The sequence below is a fragment of the Micromonospora sp. NPDC005979 genome, from assembly GCF_040614415.1.
Taxonomy (GTDB): domain Bacteria; phylum Actinomycetota; class Actinomycetes; order Mycobacteriales; family Micromonosporaceae; genus Micromonospora.
Genome location: NZ_JBEXUR010000012.1, coordinates 1 through 16030, shown reverse-complemented (window position 1 = coordinate 16030; position 16030 = coordinate 1). Strand labels below are relative to the sequence as shown.

At 72.5% G+C, this 16030-nt stretch carries 17 protein-coding genes; 5 read left to right on the top strand and 12 right to left on the bottom strand.

Annotated elements, in window-relative coordinates; translation table 11 throughout:
* Nucleotides 1-5: 5 nt before the first annotated feature.
* The 9 genes from ABZ272_RS20370 to ABZ272_RS20330 all read right to left on the bottom strand — a co-directional run bounded on the left by ABZ272_RS20370 (nucleotide 6) and on the right by ABZ272_RS20330 (nucleotide 7296).
* Entirely contained in the window at nucleotides 6-599 is a 594-nt protein-coding gene (locus ABZ272_RS20370) for a TetR family transcriptional regulator (protein ID WP_355051518.1), read from the bottom strand.
* A gap of 73 nt (nucleotides 600-672) precedes the next feature.
* Nucleotides 673-1671 (bottom strand): aldo/keto reductase, encoded by a 999-nt coding sequence (locus ABZ272_RS20365; protein ID WP_355051517.1) that lies wholly within the window; start codon nucleotides 1669-1671, stop codon nucleotides 673-675.
* 110 nt (nucleotides 1672-1781) lie between these two features.
* Complete coding sequence (gene arfB / locus ABZ272_RS20360; RefSeq protein ID WP_355051516.1) at nucleotides 1782-2207, bottom strand: alternative ribosome rescue aminoacyl-tRNA hydrolase ArfB; 426 nt, start codon at nucleotides 2205-2207, stop codon at nucleotides 1782-1784.
* A 34-nt stretch (nucleotides 2208-2241) separates the two neighbouring features.
* Nucleotides 2242-2538 (bottom strand): hypothetical protein, encoded by a 297-nt coding sequence (locus ABZ272_RS20355; protein ID WP_355051515.1) that lies wholly within the window; start codon nucleotides 2536-2538, stop codon nucleotides 2242-2244.
* A gap of 99 nt (nucleotides 2539-2637) precedes the next feature.
* A complete protein-coding gene (locus ABZ272_RS20350) occupies nucleotides 2638-3498 on the bottom strand; it encodes a trypsin-like peptidase domain-containing protein (protein ID WP_355051514.1) in 861 nt (286 codons plus the stop codon).
* 34 nt (nucleotides 3499-3532) lie between these two features.
* Entirely contained in the window at nucleotides 3533-4492 is a 960-nt protein-coding gene (locus ABZ272_RS20345; protein WP_355051513.1) for a VWA domain-containing protein, read from the bottom strand.
* Nucleotides 4489-5514, bottom strand: coding sequence for a DUF58 domain-containing protein (locus ABZ272_RS20340; protein WP_355051512.1), 1026 nt, complete (start codon nucleotides 5512-5514; stop codon nucleotides 4489-4491). Before ABZ272_RS20340 ends, ABZ272_RS20345 begins: the two co-directional genes overlap by 4 nt.
* Nucleotides 5511-6560, bottom strand: coding sequence for a MoxR family ATPase (locus ABZ272_RS20335; protein WP_355051511.1), 1050 nt, complete (start codon nucleotides 6558-6560; stop codon nucleotides 5511-5513). The genes ABZ272_RS20340 and ABZ272_RS20335 overlap by 4 nt, the downstream gene beginning before the upstream one ends.
* Nucleotides 6561-6786: 226 nt before the next feature.
* Nucleotides 6787-7296 carry a hypothetical protein gene (locus ABZ272_RS20330; protein ID WP_355051510.1) on the bottom strand — a complete coding sequence of 170 codons (510 nt, stop codon included), beginning with the start codon at nucleotides 7294-7296 and terminating at the stop codon, nucleotides 6787-6789.
* A gap of 293 nt (nucleotides 7297-7589) precedes the next feature.
* Here ABZ272_RS20330 and ABZ272_RS20325 point away from each other — a divergent pair, with 293 nt between their 5' ends.
* Nucleotides 7590-8591 carry an endonuclease/exonuclease/phosphatase family protein gene (locus ABZ272_RS20325; RefSeq protein WP_355051509.1) on the top strand — a complete coding sequence of 334 codons (1002 nt, stop codon included), beginning with the start codon at nucleotides 7590-7592 and terminating at the stop codon, nucleotides 8589-8591.
* 134 nt (nucleotides 8592-8725) lie between these two features.
* Here ABZ272_RS20325 and cimA read toward each other — a convergent pair whose 3' ends face one another.
* The gene (cimA, locus tag ABZ272_RS20320) at nucleotides 8726-10309 is read right to left on the bottom strand and encodes a citramalate synthase (protein ID WP_355051508.1); all 1584 of its coding nucleotides are present in this window, start codon (nucleotides 10307-10309) and stop codon (nucleotides 8726-8728) included.
* 246 nt (nucleotides 10310-10555) lie between these two features.
* Between cimA and ABZ272_RS20315 the strand changes: the two genes are divergently transcribed.
* From ABZ272_RS20315 to ABZ272_RS20305, 3 genes are all read left to right on the top strand, one after another.
* Nucleotides 10556-11086 (top strand): carboxymuconolactone decarboxylase family protein, encoded by a 531-nt coding sequence (locus ABZ272_RS20315; RefSeq protein WP_355051507.1) that lies wholly within the window; start codon nucleotides 10556-10558, stop codon nucleotides 11084-11086.
* Between the two features lie 126 nt (nucleotides 11087-11212).
* On the top strand, nucleotides 11213-11671 hold the full coding sequence (locus ABZ272_RS20310; RefSeq protein ID WP_355051506.1) for a PRC-barrel domain containing protein: 459 nt from the start codon (nucleotides 11213-11215) through the stop codon (nucleotides 11669-11671).
* A gap of 56 nt (nucleotides 11672-11727) precedes the next feature.
* Nucleotides 11728-12474 (top strand): tyrosine-protein phosphatase, encoded by a 747-nt coding sequence (locus tag ABZ272_RS20305; RefSeq protein WP_355051505.1) that lies wholly within the window; start codon nucleotides 11728-11730, stop codon nucleotides 12472-12474.
* Nucleotides 12475-12520: 46 nt separating this feature from the next.
* Here the strand turns inward: ABZ272_RS20305 and ABZ272_RS20300 are convergent, their stop codons facing one another.
* Complete coding sequence (locus ABZ272_RS20300; protein ID WP_355051504.1) at nucleotides 12521-13618, bottom strand: branched-chain amino acid aminotransferase; 1098 nt, start codon at nucleotides 13616-13618, stop codon at nucleotides 12521-12523.
* A 163-nt stretch (nucleotides 13619-13781) separates the two neighbouring features.
* The gene (locus ABZ272_RS20295; protein ID WP_355051503.1) at nucleotides 13782-14813 is read right to left on the bottom strand and encodes a 3-isopropylmalate dehydrogenase; all 1032 of its coding nucleotides are present in this window, start codon (nucleotides 14811-14813) and stop codon (nucleotides 13782-13784) included.
* Nucleotides 14814-15037: 224 nt separating this feature from the next.
* Here ABZ272_RS20295 and ABZ272_RS20290 point away from each other — a divergent pair, with 224 nt between their 5' ends.
* Nucleotides 15038-15880: an FAD:protein FMN transferase gene (locus ABZ272_RS20290; protein WP_355051502.1), complete on the top strand. Its 843-nt coding sequence runs from the start codon at nucleotides 15038-15040 to the stop codon at nucleotides 15878-15880.
* Nucleotides 15881-16030 lie beyond the last annotated feature (150 nt).

Below are 16030 nucleotides of genomic sequence, written 5' to 3'. Positions count from 1 at the left end.
CGAGGTCAGCGTGGGCGGGCCCGCAGGCCGTCGAGGAGCAGCGCGACGACAGCGTCGAAATCGTCGTCGAGGCCCGGCTCGTCCCACTCCGTGCGGTGCGACGGGTGGTGGAAGCGTGCGGTGGCCTGGAGCAGCGCACGGCCGGCCACCGCCGGGTCGGGCACGGTGAACTCGGCGGCGGCTACCCCGTCGGCGACGATCAGACTGAGCTGACCGGCGAGGACTTCCAGGTGGTTGGCGACCGCTCCCTCGGAGAGCGTGGCGAGCTGATGGAAGTTGTCGAACAGCTCCGGGTCCTCGCGGGCCATCCGCCGCTTGGTGCCGCTCAGTTCGGCCAGCCACCGGCGCAGCCGCTCGGCGGCCGGATCGGTTGCGGTGGCGACGTCGATCAGCGGGGTCGACACCCGGGCCAGCCAGCGTTCGGCGACCGCCTCGCGCAGTGCGGCCTTGCTGGCGAAGTGCCGGTAGACGCTGCCGTGGCTGACGCCCAGCGCGCGGGCCACGTCGAGCACGGTGGCCTTCGCCGGCCCGTACCGGCGCAGCACCTCCTCGGCGGTGTCGAGGATGCGGTCGGCCGTCAGGGCGGTGGCGTCGCTCATCGTCCCAGCCTCCCTGACGACGTCGCCGGTCGTGGCGCGACCCCCGCCGAGGCGTCGCGCCACGACGGGACGGTCATGCCCGCTCGCTGTCCAGCATGGCCATCTGCGCCTCGCCGTAGCGGCTGCCGGCCACCGCGTCGGACGGTACGGCGGCTTCGATCGCGGCCAGGTCCGCCTCGGTCAGGGTGACCACGGCCGCGCCGAGCGCCTCGGTCAGCCGCTCCCGGCGGCGGGCGCCGATCAGGGGCACGATGGTCTCGCCCCGGGACATCACCCAGGCGATGGCGATCTGCGCCACGGTGACGCCCCGCGCCTCGGCGACGGCGCGCAGGGCGTCCACCAGGGCGAGGTTGCGGTCCAGGTTCGCGCCCGTGAACCGGGGCAGGTCGGCGCGGAAGTCGCGGGCGGTCGTCTGGCGCTGCGGCGTCCAGTGACCGCTGATCAGGCCGCGGGACAGCACCCCGTACGCGGTGATGCCGACACCCAACTCGCGGGCCGTGGGCAGGATCGTGGCCTCGGGGTCGCGGGAGATCAACGAGTACTCGATCTGGAGATCGGCGACGGGGTGTACGGCGTGCGCCCGTCGCAGCGTCTCCGCGTTCACCTCGGACAGGCCTATGTGCCGGATGTGGCCGGCCTTGACCAGGTCGGCCAGGGTGCCCATCACGTCCTCGACCGGCACGTCCGACGGGAGCCGGGCGGGGCGGTAGATGTCGACGTGGTCGGTGCCGAGTCGACGCAGCGTGTACGCCAGGAAGTTCTTGATCGCGACGGGTCGGAGGTCGTGGCCGATCCAGTTGCCGTCGACGTCGCGCAGGGAGCCGAACTTGACGCTGATCACCGCGTTGTCGCGGTTGCGGCCGCGCAGGGCGTCGCGAAGCAGCATCTCGTTGTGGCCCATGCCGTAGAAGTCGCCGGTGTCGAGCAGGGTGACGCCGGCGTCCAGGGCGGCGTGGATGGTGGCGATGCTCTCGGCCTCGTCGGCGGGGCCGTAGAGGTCGGACATGCCCATCAGGCCGAGCCCGAGGGCGGAGACGGTGGGGCCGTTGCTGCCGAGGGTGCGGGTGTCCATCGGTCTTCCTCTCACGTGGGATACCCGAATGACAGTACACCGATCGGCTGACAGATTCCAGATTCTGTTATTCGAAGGCAGCAGGGCCCGTGGAAGTGATCTCGGTTCCGCTACTCGCCGTCGACGCGGCGGTCGCGCTTGCGCTGCGACTGGCGCTTCTTCTCGGTTAACCGGCGCTCCTTGGCACCCCGGGACGGCCTGGTCGCCCGACGCGGTGGCGGAGGCGGCGCGGCGGCCTCGCGCAACAACGCGACCATTCGATCGCGGGCCGCCTCCCGGTTGGCAAGCTGCGCCCGGTGCTCGCTGGCCGCGATCGTCAACACGCCGTCCACCAGGCGGTTGGCGAGCCGTTCCAGCGCCCGCGACCGGATCCAGTCGGGCACCGACGGCGAGTTCGCCAGGTCGTAGCTCAGCTCGACCCGGGAGTCGGCGGTGTTCACGCCCTGCCCACCGGGGCCCGACGAACGGGAGAAACGCTCCCGCAGCTCCCCGGCGGGGACGACCCACCGGTCGGTCACCCGCAGTCCGTCGTCCACGCCCCGAGGCTAGCCCGCCGGGAGTCGCACCGGGTCACCGGTGCGAAGGCTCATCCCGCGTCGTAGACGAGGTGGGCGCCGGGCCCGCGGTCTCGTCGTCCGAACCCACCGCGGCGTACGCCACCGCGCCGAACAGCAGCAACCCCACGACCGCGGCCTTCACGGCGACCCCGCGGACCAGCAACCACGCGCCGCGGCGAGCGCCGGGCACCGATTTCTTCGCGGTCTGGTAGTCGGTCCACCCGCGCCGTGCCCGGGTGTACGCCGACCCCACCGCCCATCCGATGATCAGGCCCACCAGCAGGAGGACCGTGAGAAGAGGACGCTCCACCTCAGCCAGTATCCATATCGAGCGTCATATTTCCATCCTGCGCTGACGTGGGGCCGGATATCCGACACTGGAGGCGGCCGGCAGGGCCGTTCAGGCAGGTCAGCCGCCCTTGCCGATGATCGTGTCGGCGGTCTGCTGGACCTGCTCGATGGGGATGGCGAAGCCGATTCCGATCGAGCCGTTGCCGTCGATGGTGGCGATGGCGGTGTTCACCCCGACCACCTCGCCCCGGGCGTTGACCAACGGTCCGCCCGAGTTGCCGGGGTTGATGGACGCGTCGGTCTGCACCGCGCGGTGCCGGTTCTTGCCCAACCGCACCTGACGGTCCAACGCGCTGACGATGCCGGCGGTGACCGTCCCGGACAGGCCCAGCGGTGAGCCCACCGCCAGCACGGGCTCACCGACCCGGGTCGCGCCCGGCTTCGCCAGCGGCAACGGGGCGAGTCCGGCCGACGGTGGCACCTTCAGCACCGCCAGATCGCTGCCGGCCTCCCGGCCGACCACCTCGGCTTCGTACCGGCGACCGTCGGGCAGCTCCACCGTCACCGGCCCGCCACCGCCCTTGGCCAGGATGTGGTCGTTGGTGACCAGGTGCTGCTGGTCGTCGATAGCGAATCCCGAGCCCGTCGCGGAAGCGCCGTTCGCGCCTCCGGCGAGCACCGACACCACACCGGGCACGGTTCGCTCGGCGGCGGTGACCAGCTCCGCCGGCACCGGCGCGGCGGACGCGGCGGCCGGCCCGCCGGCACCGTCCCGGCTGGCCACCACGCCCCCGGCGAGCGCGCCCGACACGGCCGAGACCGCCACGATCGCCAGTGCGGCGAGCAATCGACTGCCCCGTCCCCCGCCCGGGTCACGGCCCGAGCCGGGAGCGTCCCACCATCCTCGCCCGTCCGGATCGAGGTCCGGCGAGATGAACCAGGGACCGCGCGGTTCGCCCAGTCCGGTCTGCACTGCCATGCGTACTCCTCACGGTCGACGTCGGCGCTGCGGGTCAGGGCAGCCGGGAGAACCAGCGCATCGATCCGGCGGCGGCCCCCATCGCGAACACCAGTCCGAGGCCGATGAACCGTGCCGAGACGTCCTGGCGTTCGGTGCGGAAGCCGACCGAGCTGCCGATGTCGTCGTAGACGGCGCGCAGTTCGTCGACGGTGCTGGCCTCGTGGAACATCCCGCCGGTCTCGTCGGCGACGGCCCGGAGCGTCTGCCCGTCGACCGGCACCTGGATCGGCCGTCCGCCCCGGTCCACGAACCCCGACGGGGTGCCGAAGGAGATCGCGTGCACCGGGACCTTCGCCGCGACCGCCTCCGCCGCCGCCTCCATCGGGTCCATCCCCGAGGTGTTGGCCCCGTCGGACAGCAGGATGATCCGGGCCGGCGGTGGTTCCTTCGCGGCCTCGCTGTCCAGGCTCTTGACCGCTCCGAGCGAGGTGTTGATGGCCTCACCGATCGCGGTGCCCTGGACCCCGGTCACCCCCTCGGCCAGCCGGCCGATGCCCTCGTCGAGGGCGTCCCGGTCGGTGCCCGGTGGCACCAGGACGGCGGCGCTGCCGGCGAACGCGACGAGCCCCACGTTGAACTCGTCGGGGAGGCCCTCGACGAACCGTCGGGCCGCCTGCTTGGCCGCCGCCAGCCGGTCCGGCTCGACGTCGGTGGCGAGCATCGAGGTGGACACGTCTACGGCCACCATCACGGTGGCCCGCTCGCGGGGCACCCGGACCTCGGCGGTGGGCCGGGCGAAGCCGACCACCAGCAATGCCAGCATGGCCAGGAACAGCCCGGCGGGTACGTGCCGACGCCAGGCCGGCCGTTCGGGCGCCACCCGGTCCAGCAGCCGCAGGTTCGTGAAGCGGACGGCGTAGCGGGCGCGTCCACGCTGCACCACCAGGTACGCGACGACAAGCGCGAGCACGCCCACCAGCAGCCAGAGCCGCAGCGGGGACTCCCAGCTCACGCGGCACCTCCCCGCGCGGCCCCGGCCGGCGCGGCGGCCATCCGTCGCTGGGCGTGCACGTGGCGGACGATGTCCGCGCTGACGTCGCGGTCGGTACGCAGCGCCAGGTGTGTCGCACCACTGCGGCGCAACGCCGCTCGGACCTGATCCCGCTGGGCGGCGGCTGCCGCGGCGTAGCGTTCCCGTAGGCGGCGGTCCGATGTGCACACCTCGCGGCGACGGCCGGTCTCCGGGTCGACGAGCGTGATCAGGCCGACGTCGGGCAGTTCCAGCTCGCGGGGGTCGGTCACCTCGATCGCCAGCACCTGGTGGCGCGCGGACAGCCGGCGCAGGGTCCGCTCCCAGGGCGGCGGGTCGGCGGGGTCGTCCGGGAGGCCGTCGAGGAAGTCGGAGACCACCACCACGAGTCCACGCTGGTTGGCCACCCGTTGCAACGCGTCGAGCCCGTCGGCCAGCTCCGGTACCGGCGCGGTCGACCGTTGCCCCGGCCCACCGGTGGGCGCGCTGGCACGCGGGGCCGCGAGCAACGCCCGCAGCAGACCGAGCAGATGGGTACGCCCGCAGCGGGCCGGGAAGCGTCGCATCCCGTCGGCGCCCAACACCTGGGCGCCCAACCGGTTGCCGACGCCGGCGGTCAGGAAGCCGACGGCCGCCACCGCGGTCACCGCCAGCTCCCGTTTGTCCAGCTCGGCGGTGCCGAACTCCATGCTGGCGCTGGAGTCGACGAGCAGCCAGGTGGTCAGTTCCCGGTCGGCGTCGACCTGGCGGACGTGCGGCACCGCGGTCCTGGCCGTCACCGCCCAGTCCATCCGGCGGACCTCGTCCTCCCCCGGCCGGTACTCCCGGCTGCCGGCGGGTTCGCTACCCGGCCCGGGCAGCAGGCCCCGGTACTGACCGTGCAGCAGCCCGTCGAGTCGCCGGGTAACGGTCAGTTCGAGTCGGCGCAGACGCGCATCGGGGGTCAGCTCGGCCAGGCCGGGATCGGGTGCCGTGCTCACCGACGCACGGGTCGCGCGTCTCATGCCGCCGCCAGGTCGGGGGTCTGCTGGTGGTGCCCGGTGCCCACCCGGGGCGGGGGCACCGCCTCCACGAGCCGCCGGACGATGCTCTCCGCCGAGACCCCGTCCGCCACGGCGTCGAAGGAGAGCACCAGTCGGTGGGACAGGACGTCCACCGCCAACTCCCGGACGTCCTCGGGCAGCACGTACTCCCGCCCGCGCAACAGCGCCTGCGCCCGGGCTGCGGCGACCAGGCCCAGCGTGGCCCGGGGGCTGGCACCGTACGCGAGTAGCGGCGCGATCTCCGCCAGGCCGAACCGGCCCGGGTCGCGGGTGGCGAGGATCAGCCGGACCACGTACTCGGCCAGTGCGTGGTGGACGAAGATCCGCTCGGCGAGCCCCTGGAGGTGTCGCAGTCGTTGCGGGTCGAGCACCTGGCGCGCGCTGGGCCGGTCGCTGCTCATCCGGTAGAGGATCGCCAGCTCGTCGGCGTCGCTCGGGTAGTCGACGACCACCTTCATGAGGAACCGGTCGCGCTGCGCCTCGGGGAGCTGGTAGACCCCTTCGGACTCGATCGGGTTCTGGGTGGCCAGCACCAGGAACGGCGCCGGTACGGGCCAACTGCGCCCGCCGATGGAGACCTGCCGTTCGGCCATCGCCTCCAGCAACGCCGACTGGACCTTGGCCGGCGCCCGGTTGATCTCGTCGGCCAGCACCAGGTTGGCCATGATCGGGCCCAGCTCGATGTCGAAGGTCTCCTTCGAGGCCCGGTAGATCCGCGTGCCGACGATGTCGGAGGGGACCAGGTCCGGGGTGAACTGGATCCGGGAGAAGGTGCCGCCGACGACGGTCGCGAGGGTTTGCGCGGCGAGGGTCTTGGCGACGCCGGGCACGCCCTCCAGGAGGCAGTGCCCGTTGGCGAGCAGTGCGGTGAGCAGACGCTCGACGAGCCGATCCTGCCCGACGATCACGCGTTTGACCTCGAAGAGGGTCTGTTCCAGCTCGGCGCCGGTCGGCTCGGGATCGACCGAGGTGGGCATGCTGGCCAGGGTGTCCGAGATGTCCGTCACGGTGCTTGCTTCCCGGCCGGGACCCCCGCCAAACGTGGGATTGTGCGGGCCGGACCGGCCGGGAGCGCCCGCAACGGGCACGAGCCGCGCGAAAGAGTGACGAGCCACGCGAGTCGCCTGCTCGGCACCCAATCAACCCGAGCCGACCGGAAGCGCATCCGGGCAACCTCGTCCCGAGCACGATCCGGCCCCCGCGCATGTCCGCGCGGGGGCCGGGTCTTCTCGATCAGGGAGTGTGCGTGAGCAGCGTGAAGCCCAGGTCGGCCGGCACGCCGGACGAGTTGAAGGTCTGGACGAAGACCGCGTTCGGTGTGCCCAGCCGCGGGGCGACCGAGACCTCGCCGGGGGGTGGGACGCAGCAGGAGTTGGCGCTCGAGATGGTCGCCAGGTAGGCGCCGGTCGAGACGTTCACGCCGAACTGCACCTCGTACTGGCCGGCACCGTACTTGATGAGCGTGCCGGTGCCGCGGACCTTGGTGCCGTTGGCGTTGACGACGGTGTAGTAGGTGGCCGTGGCCAGGGTGCTGGCGCCGTTGGCCTTCAGCGCGGCCTTGGCCGACCGTGCCGACTCGGCCGTGACCGGCGGCTGGTCGGCTACCCGCTTCGCCGCCGGCTGGACGGCCGCCTGCGGCGCCTTCGCCGACGGCTGGGCGACGGCGATGCCCCCACCCGCCAGGGTGAGTGCCGCGACCGCGAACCCGATCGCTGCCGCCTTACGTCGGAAGGATGTACTCATGACAGGTCCCCCTTGTGTGACCGTGCGAATTCGGCCGACCCGCGGGGCGGGACGGATAACTGCCGACAAATGAATCAGACGGTTGATTACTCGGTGAGATTCACCGCCTCTGAGCTGCGATTACTACTCAGAGTTGCGTCGTTTCAACCAGGTGGAACGTAGCACCGGGAAAAGCCGCAGGTCAATAGTTGATCTCGCATTATCGGCCCTGTCATCCAACTGTCAGATAATTGTGAAAGGTGAACGGAGAACCATTCACAAAATTGTGGGGACGGCGCCGCTAGGCTGACGCCATGATCGTCACCGACGACCCGCCCGCGCCGACCCGCCGCCGAGGTCTGATCCGCACCGCACTCTGCTGGGTGGTCGTCGGGCCCACGGCCGCCTGGGCCGCCGTACGTCTGGCCGGGCTGGACCGGGGGCCGCTGGTGCAGGCGCTCGCCTTCACCCCGTACGCCGCCGGAGTGAGCGTGCTGGCACTCGGGCTCAGCGTCGCCCTGCGGCGCTGGTGGCCGGCGGCGGTCGCGGCCCTGGCCGTGGTGGCGCTACTCGGCGTGGTCGCGCCCCGGGCCCTGGCCGCGCCGCAGCCGACGGCTACCGGCCCGACGATCCGGCTGCTCACCGCGAACCTGCTCGCCGGGTCCGCCGACGCGTCGGCGCTCGTGGAACTGGTCCGGCGGCACCGGGTCGACGTGCTCACCGTGCAGGAGTTCACCCCCGACGCGCAGGCCGCGCTGGACCGGCTCGGCCTCGACCAACTGCTCCCCCACCGGCAGCTCAACGCGCAGGACGGCACGCCCGGTTCCGGGCTCTACTCGCGCTGGCCGCTCAGCGACGTCGGCATCCGGAACAACCGGGGCCAGGGCGGCTGGGGATTCACCCAGGCGTACGGCACGGTCGCCGTCCCCGGCGCGTCACCGGTCCGGGTCGAGTCGGCCCACCCGTCGGCGCCGTCCGCGCTGGACCAGGTCGACGCGTGGCGTACCGACCTGACCGCCCAGCCCCCCGCCACGCCCGACGGTGAGCTGCAAATCCTCGCCGGGGACTTCAACGCCACCCTCGATCACGGGCCGCTGCGGGCGCTGCTGCGCACCGGCTACGTCGACGCCGCCGACGCCACCGGCAAGGGGCTGACCGGCACGTGGGGCCCGTACGACGGCGACCTCATCCCCCCGGTCACGATCGACCACGTGCTCGTCGACCGTCGCATCGCCGTCGACGAGGTGACGGTGCTCCCCCTCCCCAAGAGCGACCACCGCCCCGTCCTGGCCACCCTCCGTCTCCCCGCCCCCTAACCCCAACCCCGCCCCGCAACCCCGCCGATCTTGCACTTTCTGTCGCCGCATCAGCGACAAAAGCCACACCTCGGCGACACAAAGTGCAAGATCGCGAGGGCGGGGCGGGGGGCGGGGGGCGAGGGCGGGCGGGTTCAGACCGGGGTGGGGGCCAGGCCGTAGGTGAGGGCGTCAACCAGGGCGTGCCAGCTTGCCTCGACGACGTTGGGGTGTACGCCCACCGTCGTGAAGTCCCGACCGGTGCCGTTGGCGGTCTCCAGCAACACCCGCGTGACCGCGCCCGTGCCGTGGCTGCCCTCCAGGATGCGCACCTTGTAGTCGGCCAGCTCGAAGTCGCGCAACTGCGGATAGTGCCGGGCCAACCCGACCCGCAGCGCCTCGTCCAGCGCGTTGACGGGGCCGTTGCCCTCCGCCGTGGCGATCACCCGCTCGCCGCGTACCCGGATCTTCACGGTCGCCTCGGAGACGACCGCGCCGTCCTCACGGTGCTCGACCAGCACCCGGTACGACTCGAGGGTGAACGGCCGCGCCGGGCCGCCCTCCGGGAGTTCGGAGCGGACGAGCAGCTCGAACGAGGCGTCGGCGGCCTCGAAGGACCAACCTCCGGCCTCCAACTCCTTGACCCGCTTGGTGACCCGGGTCAGCGCCTCCGGACGGTCGGCCAGGTCCAGGCCGAGCTCACGGCTCTTGAGCTCGACGCTGGCCCGGCCGGCCATCTCGGTCACCAGGATCCGCATGTCGTTGCCCACCACCGACGGGTCCACGTGGTTGTAGAGCAACGGGTCGACCTTGATCGCGCTCGCGTGCAGCCCGGCCTTGTGGGCGAAGGCGGCGGCCCCGGCGTACGCCTGGTGGGTGTCGGGGGCGATGTTGGCGATCTCGGCGATGGCGTGCGAGACCCGCACCATCTGCGCCAGGCAGCCCTCCGGTAGGACGGGCATGCCGAGCTTGAGCTGGAGGTTGGCGACGACCGCGAAGATGTCGGCGTTGCCGGGGCGTTCGCCGTACCCGTTGGCGGTGCCCTGCACGTGGCGGACGCCCGCCTCCACGGCGGCGATCGTGTTGGCGACCGCGCAGGCCGTGTCGTTCTGGGCGTGCATGCCGAACAGCGCGGCGTCGACCCCGAGCCGGCCGGTCAGGTCGTTGATCACGGCGGTCACCTGGGACGGCAGCATCCCGCCGTTGGTGTCGCAGAGGACCATCCGCTCGGCGCCCGCGGCGAGCGCGGTCTGCACCACGGCGGCGCCGTACGCGGGGTCGTGGCGGTAGCCGTCGAAGAAGTGCTCACCGTCGACGAACACCCGGCGTCCCTCGGCGACCAGGTGGGTGACGGTGTCGTGGATCATCGCCAGGTTCTCCGCGCCGGTGGTGCGCAACGCGCGCTCGACATGGCGGATGTCGGCCTTGGCGACGAGGGCGACCGCCGGGGTCTGCGCGTCCAGCAGGCCGCGCACCTGAGGGTCGTCGGCCACCGCGACACCGGCCTTGCGGGTGGCCCCGAACGCCACCAGCACGGCGTGACGCAGGGTCAGCTCGGTGCGGGCGCGGCGGAAGAACTCGGTGTCCTTGGGCACCGCGCCCGGCCAGCCGCCCTCGATGAACCCGACGCCGAACTCGTCGAGCAGCCGGGCCACCGCCAGCTTGTCGACCACCGAGTAGGTGAGCCCCTCGCGCTGGGCGCCGTCTCGCAACGTCGTGTCGAAGACCTGGAACGTCATCAGGATCCTTTCTCGGAGCAACAAAAAGACCCCCCGCGGGATGCGGGAGGTCTGCGCGCTCGGCGGAGGGGAGAGCCGGCGCGCTAGGTCGCAATAATCAGGGCGGTGCAGGTCACGATCGCTACTCTGCCACCCTCCCCCGCTTTTGGGAGAGACAATCCATATGGTGGGACATTCCGTCCACAAGGAGGCCCCGTGCTCACCGTGTCGCTCGACACCGACGCCCCGCCCGCCGAGGGCTGACCCGTGGGACTGGACACGATCCGGGCCGCCCTGCCCGGGTACGCCACGGACATCGCCCACAACCTCGACTCGACGATCGGCGCGTCGACGCTGACCCCGGCGCGGACGTGGGGTACGGCGCTGGCCTGCGCGGTAGCCGCGCGCAACCCGCTGGTACTTCGCGAGATCGCCGCCGAGGCGCTCGACCACCTCGGGCCGGACGGCGTCGAGGCGGCCAAGGGCGCGGCGGCCGTCATGGCGATGACCAACATCTACTACCGCGGCACGCATCTCCTGGGCGACGAGGAGTACGCCTCGATACCGGCCCGCCTCCGCATGCGGCTCGTCGCCCGACCCGGCGTGGACAAGAGCGACTTCAAGCTGTGGTGCCTCGGCGTGTCCGCGATCATCGGCTGCGAGATCTGCCTCCAGACGCAGGAGACGGCGCTGCGCCGTCGTGGCGTACCCCGGGAGCAGGTGCACGAGGCGTTGCGGATCTCCGCCGTCGTCCACGCGGCGGCGGTCACGCTGGACGCCGAGGCCGCCCTGGCCTGAGGCCCCTCGTGCGGCCCGGACCGGCCGGCACTCCGGTCCGGTCGCCGTTTCCGGGCCCCCGCCGCCGGGTAGCTCCCCAGGGGGCAGCACGACAGCCCACGTCGGCGACAGTCAGGAGCGAACGGCATGGACAGGATCGACCCGCACACCGCCCACGCCGGACCGGATCCGCTGCGCGGCGGCGACCAGGGCGCCGTGGCCGGCGGGGCGCCGGCCGGCACGTTCGACCCGTGGCGCTACCGCGACACCGCCGGCGTGGCCGACGCCGACCTGGTCGGCTACAAGGTCGAGGCCAGCGACGGCGGTGTCGGCAAGATCGACAGCGCCAGCCACGAGGTCGGCGGCAGCTACCTGGTCGTGGACACCGGGCCGTGGGTCTTCGGCAAGAAGGTGATGCTGCCCGCCGGCACGGTCAACCTGGTCGACCACGACCAGCGCACCGTCTCCGTCGACCGCACCCGCGACCAGATCAAGGCCGCCCCGGAGTACGACGAGGCCAGCCACAGCGACCCGGCGTACCGGGACCAGCTCGGCGGTTACTACGACGAGACGTACGGCGCGCTCCCCCCGGGCACCGCGCGCTGACCGATCCGACCCGACGGCCGGTGGGACATGAGCCCACCGGCCGTTACCGTGTGCACGTGGACGCCATCGACGACGAACGTCACATCACGCTGCCCGCGACCTTCAACTTCCGCGACGTCGGCGGCTACCTCGGCCACGACGGCCACACCGTACGCCGTGGTCGCCTCTACCGCTCCGACTCGCTGCACCGGCTCGACGAGCAGGACCGCGACGCGTTCGCCGCGATCGGCATCCGCACCGTCGTCGACCTGCGCCGCCCCACCGAGGTGGAGCGCGACGGTCGGGTGCCGGCCTACCAGGGGCTGACGTACCGGCACATCCACCCGGAGCACGAGGACTGGTCGCTGACGCCGCACGAAGAGGGCACCGACCTGGCGCGCTACCTCGCCGACCGCTACGCCGACCTGGCCCAGACCGGCACCGCGGGCCTGGGCGAGGCGATCGGGCTGATCGCCGACTCGGCGAACGCCCCGGTCGTCGTGCACTGTGTGGCCGGCAAGGACCGTACCGGCATCGTGTGCGCCCTGACCCTTGCCGTGCTGGGCGTCGACGACGCGGACATCACCGCCGACTACGCGCTGAGCAGCGAGGCGTCGGCCCGGTTCAGCGCCTGGCTGGCCGCCACCATGCCGGACGGCGCGGAGGTGCCGGCGCCGTTCCTGGCGTCGCCCGCCGAGGCCATGCAGATGTTCCTGGACGAGCTGCGCGAGGGGCACGGCTCGATCGAGGCGTACCTGTGCCATGCCGGGGTGACCGACAAGCAGCTCGCCGCCCTGCGCGACCACCTGCTCGACGAGAGGTAGGACGCGGCCGACCGGCCCGTTCGACGGGCCGGTCGGCCGACGGACGTCAGAGGACCCGGCGCACCCAGCCGTGCGGGTCGGCGGCCTTGCCACGCTGGATGTCGACCAACTGCTGACGCAGCGACATGGTGACCCGGCCGGGCTCGCCGCCACCGACCAGGAACTCGCCGTCGGGGAAGCGCACCCCGCCGATCGGGGTGATCACCGCGGCGGTGCCGCAGGCGAAGACCTCGCGCAGCCGGCCGCTGGCCGCGTCGGCCTGCCAGTCGGCGAACGAGACCGGCCGCTCCTGCACCTGGTGCCCCGCCTTGCCGGCCAGCGTGATGATCGCGTCGCGGGTGATGCCCGGCAGGATCGTGCCGGTCAGCGGCGGGGTGACCACCGTGTCGTCGTCGTAGACGAAGAAGACGTTCATGCCGCCCAGCTCGTCAACGAAACGGCGCTCCACCGCGTCGAGGAAGACGACCTGGTCGCAGCCGGCGTCGATGGCCTCCGCCTGAGCCGCCAGCGAGGTGGCGTAGTTGCCGCCGCACTTGGCCGCGCCGGTGCCGCCGGGCGCCGCCCGGGTGTAGTCCGGCGAGACCCAGACCGTGACCGGCTTGACGCCACCGGTGAAGTACGCGCCGACCGGCGAGGCGATCACCATGTACAGGTATTCGTTGGCCGGGCGGACGCCGAGGAAGACCTCGCTGGCGAACATGAACGGCCGCAGGTAGAGACTGCCGTCCTCGCCGGTCGGGATCCACTCCCGGTCGATCTCGATGATCTTGTGCAGCGAGTCGACGAACACCTCGGGCGGCAACGCCGGCATCGCCATGCGCTTGGCCGAGTCGACGAAGCGGGCGGCGTTGGCGTCCGGGCGGAACATCGTCACGCCACCGTCGGCCGTCCGGTACGCCTTCAGTCCTTCGAAGATCTCCTGCGCGTAGTGCAGCACCGCGCTGGCCGGGTCCATCGGGATCGGTGCCCGCGCCTCCACCCGGGCGTCGTACCAGCCCTTACCGTCGGCATACCGGACGGTGACCATGTGGTCGGTGAAGACTCGGCCGAACCCCGGGTTGGCCAGCAGGGCAGCCCGGTCGGCGGCGGATACCGGCGCGGGATTCGGACGGATCTCGAAGTCGAGCTTGTCACCACCGCTCATCGCGCTGACCTCCCTGCGGGACAACGGCATGCGGGATCGCACACCGACATGGCTGTGCCAGAAACTTACCCCGAACGACCGTTCAGAAGGTAGCGCCGCTCGGGACCGGGTGGACTGCCCGGACAGGCGAAGACCGCCCCGGCCGCGATGCGGCCCCGGGCGGTCAGGCTACGGCGTGGGCGGCGAGCCGGTCGCCGACCTCGGCGGTGCGCAGCGTCACGCCCGGGGTACGGCCGGCCAACTCGGCGGCGACCGCCGCGTCGACCCGGGCCGCCGCCTCGGCGTGCCCGAGCTGCTCCAGCAGCAGCGCCACGGAGAGCACCGCGGCCACCGGGTCCGCGACGCCCTGCCCGGCGATGTCCGGCGCCGAGCCGTGCACCGGCTCGAACATCGAGGGGTACGCGCCCTCGGGGTTGATGCAGCCACTGGCGGCCAGCCCGATTCCGCCGGTGACGGCGGCGGCGATGTCGGTGAGGATGTCGCCGAAGAGGTTGTCGGTGACCACCACGTCGTAGCGCTGCGGCTGGGTCACCAGGAACATCGCGGCCGCGTCGACGTGCTGGTACTCCGTGTCGACGTCCGGGTGCTCGGCGGCGACCGCCGCGAAGGCGCGCGACCACAGCGACCCGGCGTGGGTCAGCACGTTGGTCTTGTGCACCAGCGTGACCTTGCGCCGCTCCCGACGACCGGCCCGGGCGAACGCGTCACGGATCACCCGCTCCACGCCGTGCCGGGTGTTGAGGCTCTCCTCCGTGGCGACCTCGGCGGGCGTGTCGCGGTGCAACGTCCCGCCCGCGCCGGCGTACAGCCCCTCGGTGCCTTCGCGGACCACCACCAGGTCGACCTCGCCCGGCTTCACGTTGCCCAGCGGACCGGCGACGCCGGGCCAGAGCCGCGAGGGGCGCAGGTTGACGTACTGGTCGAAGGCGAACCGGAGCTTGAGCAGCAGTCCGCGCTCCAGGACACCCGGCGGCACCGTGGGGTCACCCACCGCGCCGAGCAGGATCGCGTCGTGCCCGGCCAGCTCGGTCAGCACCGAGTCGGGCAGGACCTCTCCAGTACGGTGCCAGCGGGCGGCGCCGAGGTCGTACTCGGTGGCCTGCACGCCGGGAAGCACCGCGTCGAGGACCTTGCGGGCCTGCGCGACCACCTCGGGCCCGATGCCGTCCCCGGCCACCACCGCGATCCGCGCCACGCCCGCTCTCCCCACGCTCGACTGCCCTGTCCGGCAACGGTACGTCGCTGTCCCGCCTCCCGGTACGAAGCTTCCAGCATCTGAGACGGGAGGATGCACAGCAGGCTCTCAGCTGGGATTCATGTAGCGATCATGTGCGCTGCCTACGGTGAGGGGCAGCGGGTCACGGGGCCCGCGAACGGTGGTCGTGACGACGCGACGTCAACTGCGAGGGGGCAGACGCCATGCGCATCGACGAGCAGCCGCGAACCCGTTGGCCGGACCTGTCGGCGTTCCGGCACCGGCGGCCCGACCTCCGCCTCGGCAGCCGCCGTCGCCGGTTCGACCCGGCCGCCGCCACCCAGGGCCGCATCGCCGTGCAGCACACCGTCCGCACCGCCACGGCGGAGTACACCCTGCTGCTCAACGCCCCCGAGTGGCTCGGCCGCCGGGGCGTCGGCGAGGCGCTGCGGGACAGCGTCGCCGAACTGCGCGCAATCGACCTGACCTACAGCCCGAACCGCCCGGAGAGCCTGGTCTCCAGGCTGCGTCGGGGCGAGATCAGCCCCGGGTCGTACGCCCCGCTGGCCGACCTGGTGGACCGCTGCACGGCCATGCGCGCCGCCACCGACGGCTGGTTCGACGCCTGGGCGGTGCCCGGCGGCTTCGACCCGGGCGGCCTGCTGGGCGGCTGGGCCGTGGAACGCGTCGCCGCCCGGCTGCGCGCGGCGGGCGTGCACGACTACGCCGTACTCACCGGCGCCGACCTCGTGGTCCGGGGCCGCGCGCCGCACGGCGGACCGTGGCGCGTCGCGGTACACCACCCGACGGCGCCGGACCGCGCGCCACTGATGCTGGAGATGACCTCTGGCGCGGTCGGCACCTCCGGGGTGTCCGGACGGCGGGGACACGTCGTCGACCCGCACACCGGCGAGCCGGCCAACCACCTCGTCGCCGCGACCGTCGTCGGCCCGGACCTGACGGTCGCCGACGCGTACGCCACCGCGCTCTACGCCGCTGGCCCCACCGGCCTGGCCTGGTTCCGGGGTGGCTCCGAGTATCGGGCGCTCTTCGCCCACCGGCGCTGAGGGCCCCAGGGCCTGTTTCATAAGGGCGGTCGAGCCGAGGCGGAGCCCGGGCGGCGATCCGGCAAGGCGCGCCCCCGACCCGGGACACCCGGGCGAAGAGCACAACGGTGAGGCCGATCGCCAGCCACATCACCACGATCTCGGCGAACG

Coding starts and splice junctions, on each gene's coding strand:
- ABZ272_RS20370 (WP_355051518.1), bottom strand. CDS start 599: ATGAGCGACGCCACCGCCCTGACGGCCGACCGCATCCTCGACACCGCC.
- ABZ272_RS20365 (WP_355051517.1), bottom strand. CDS start 1,671: ATGGACACCCGCACCCTCGGCAGCAACGGCCCCACCGTCTCCGCCCTC.
- ABZ272_RS20350 (WP_355051514.1), bottom strand. CDS start 3,498: ATGGCAGTGCAGACCGGACTGGGCGAACCGCGCGGTCCCTGGTTCATC.
- ABZ272_RS20340 (WP_355051512.1), bottom strand. CDS start 5,514: ATGAGACGCGCGACCCGTGCGTCGGTGAGCACGGCACCCGATCCCGGC.
- ABZ272_RS20330 (WP_355051510.1), bottom strand. CDS start 7,296: ATGAGTACATCCTTCCGACGTAAGGCGGCAGCGATCGGGTTCGCGGTC.
- ABZ272_RS20325 (WP_355051509.1), top strand. CDS start 7,590: ATGATCGTCACCGACGACCCGCCCGCGCCGACCCGCCGCCGAGGTCTG.
- cimA (WP_355051508.1), bottom strand. CDS start 10,309: ATGACGTTCCAGGTCTTCGACACGACGTTGCGAGACGGCGCCCAGCGC.
- ABZ272_RS20310 (WP_355051506.1), top strand. CDS start 11,213: ATGGACAGGATCGACCCGCACACCGCCCACGCCGGACCGGATCCGCTG.
- ABZ272_RS20300 (WP_355051504.1), bottom strand. CDS start 13,618: ATGAGCGGTGGTGACAAGCTCGACTTCGAGATCCGTCCGAATCCCGCG.
- ABZ272_RS20290 (WP_355051502.1), top strand. CDS start 15,038: ATGCGCATCGACGAGCAGCCGCGAACCCGTTGGCCGGACCTGTCGGCG.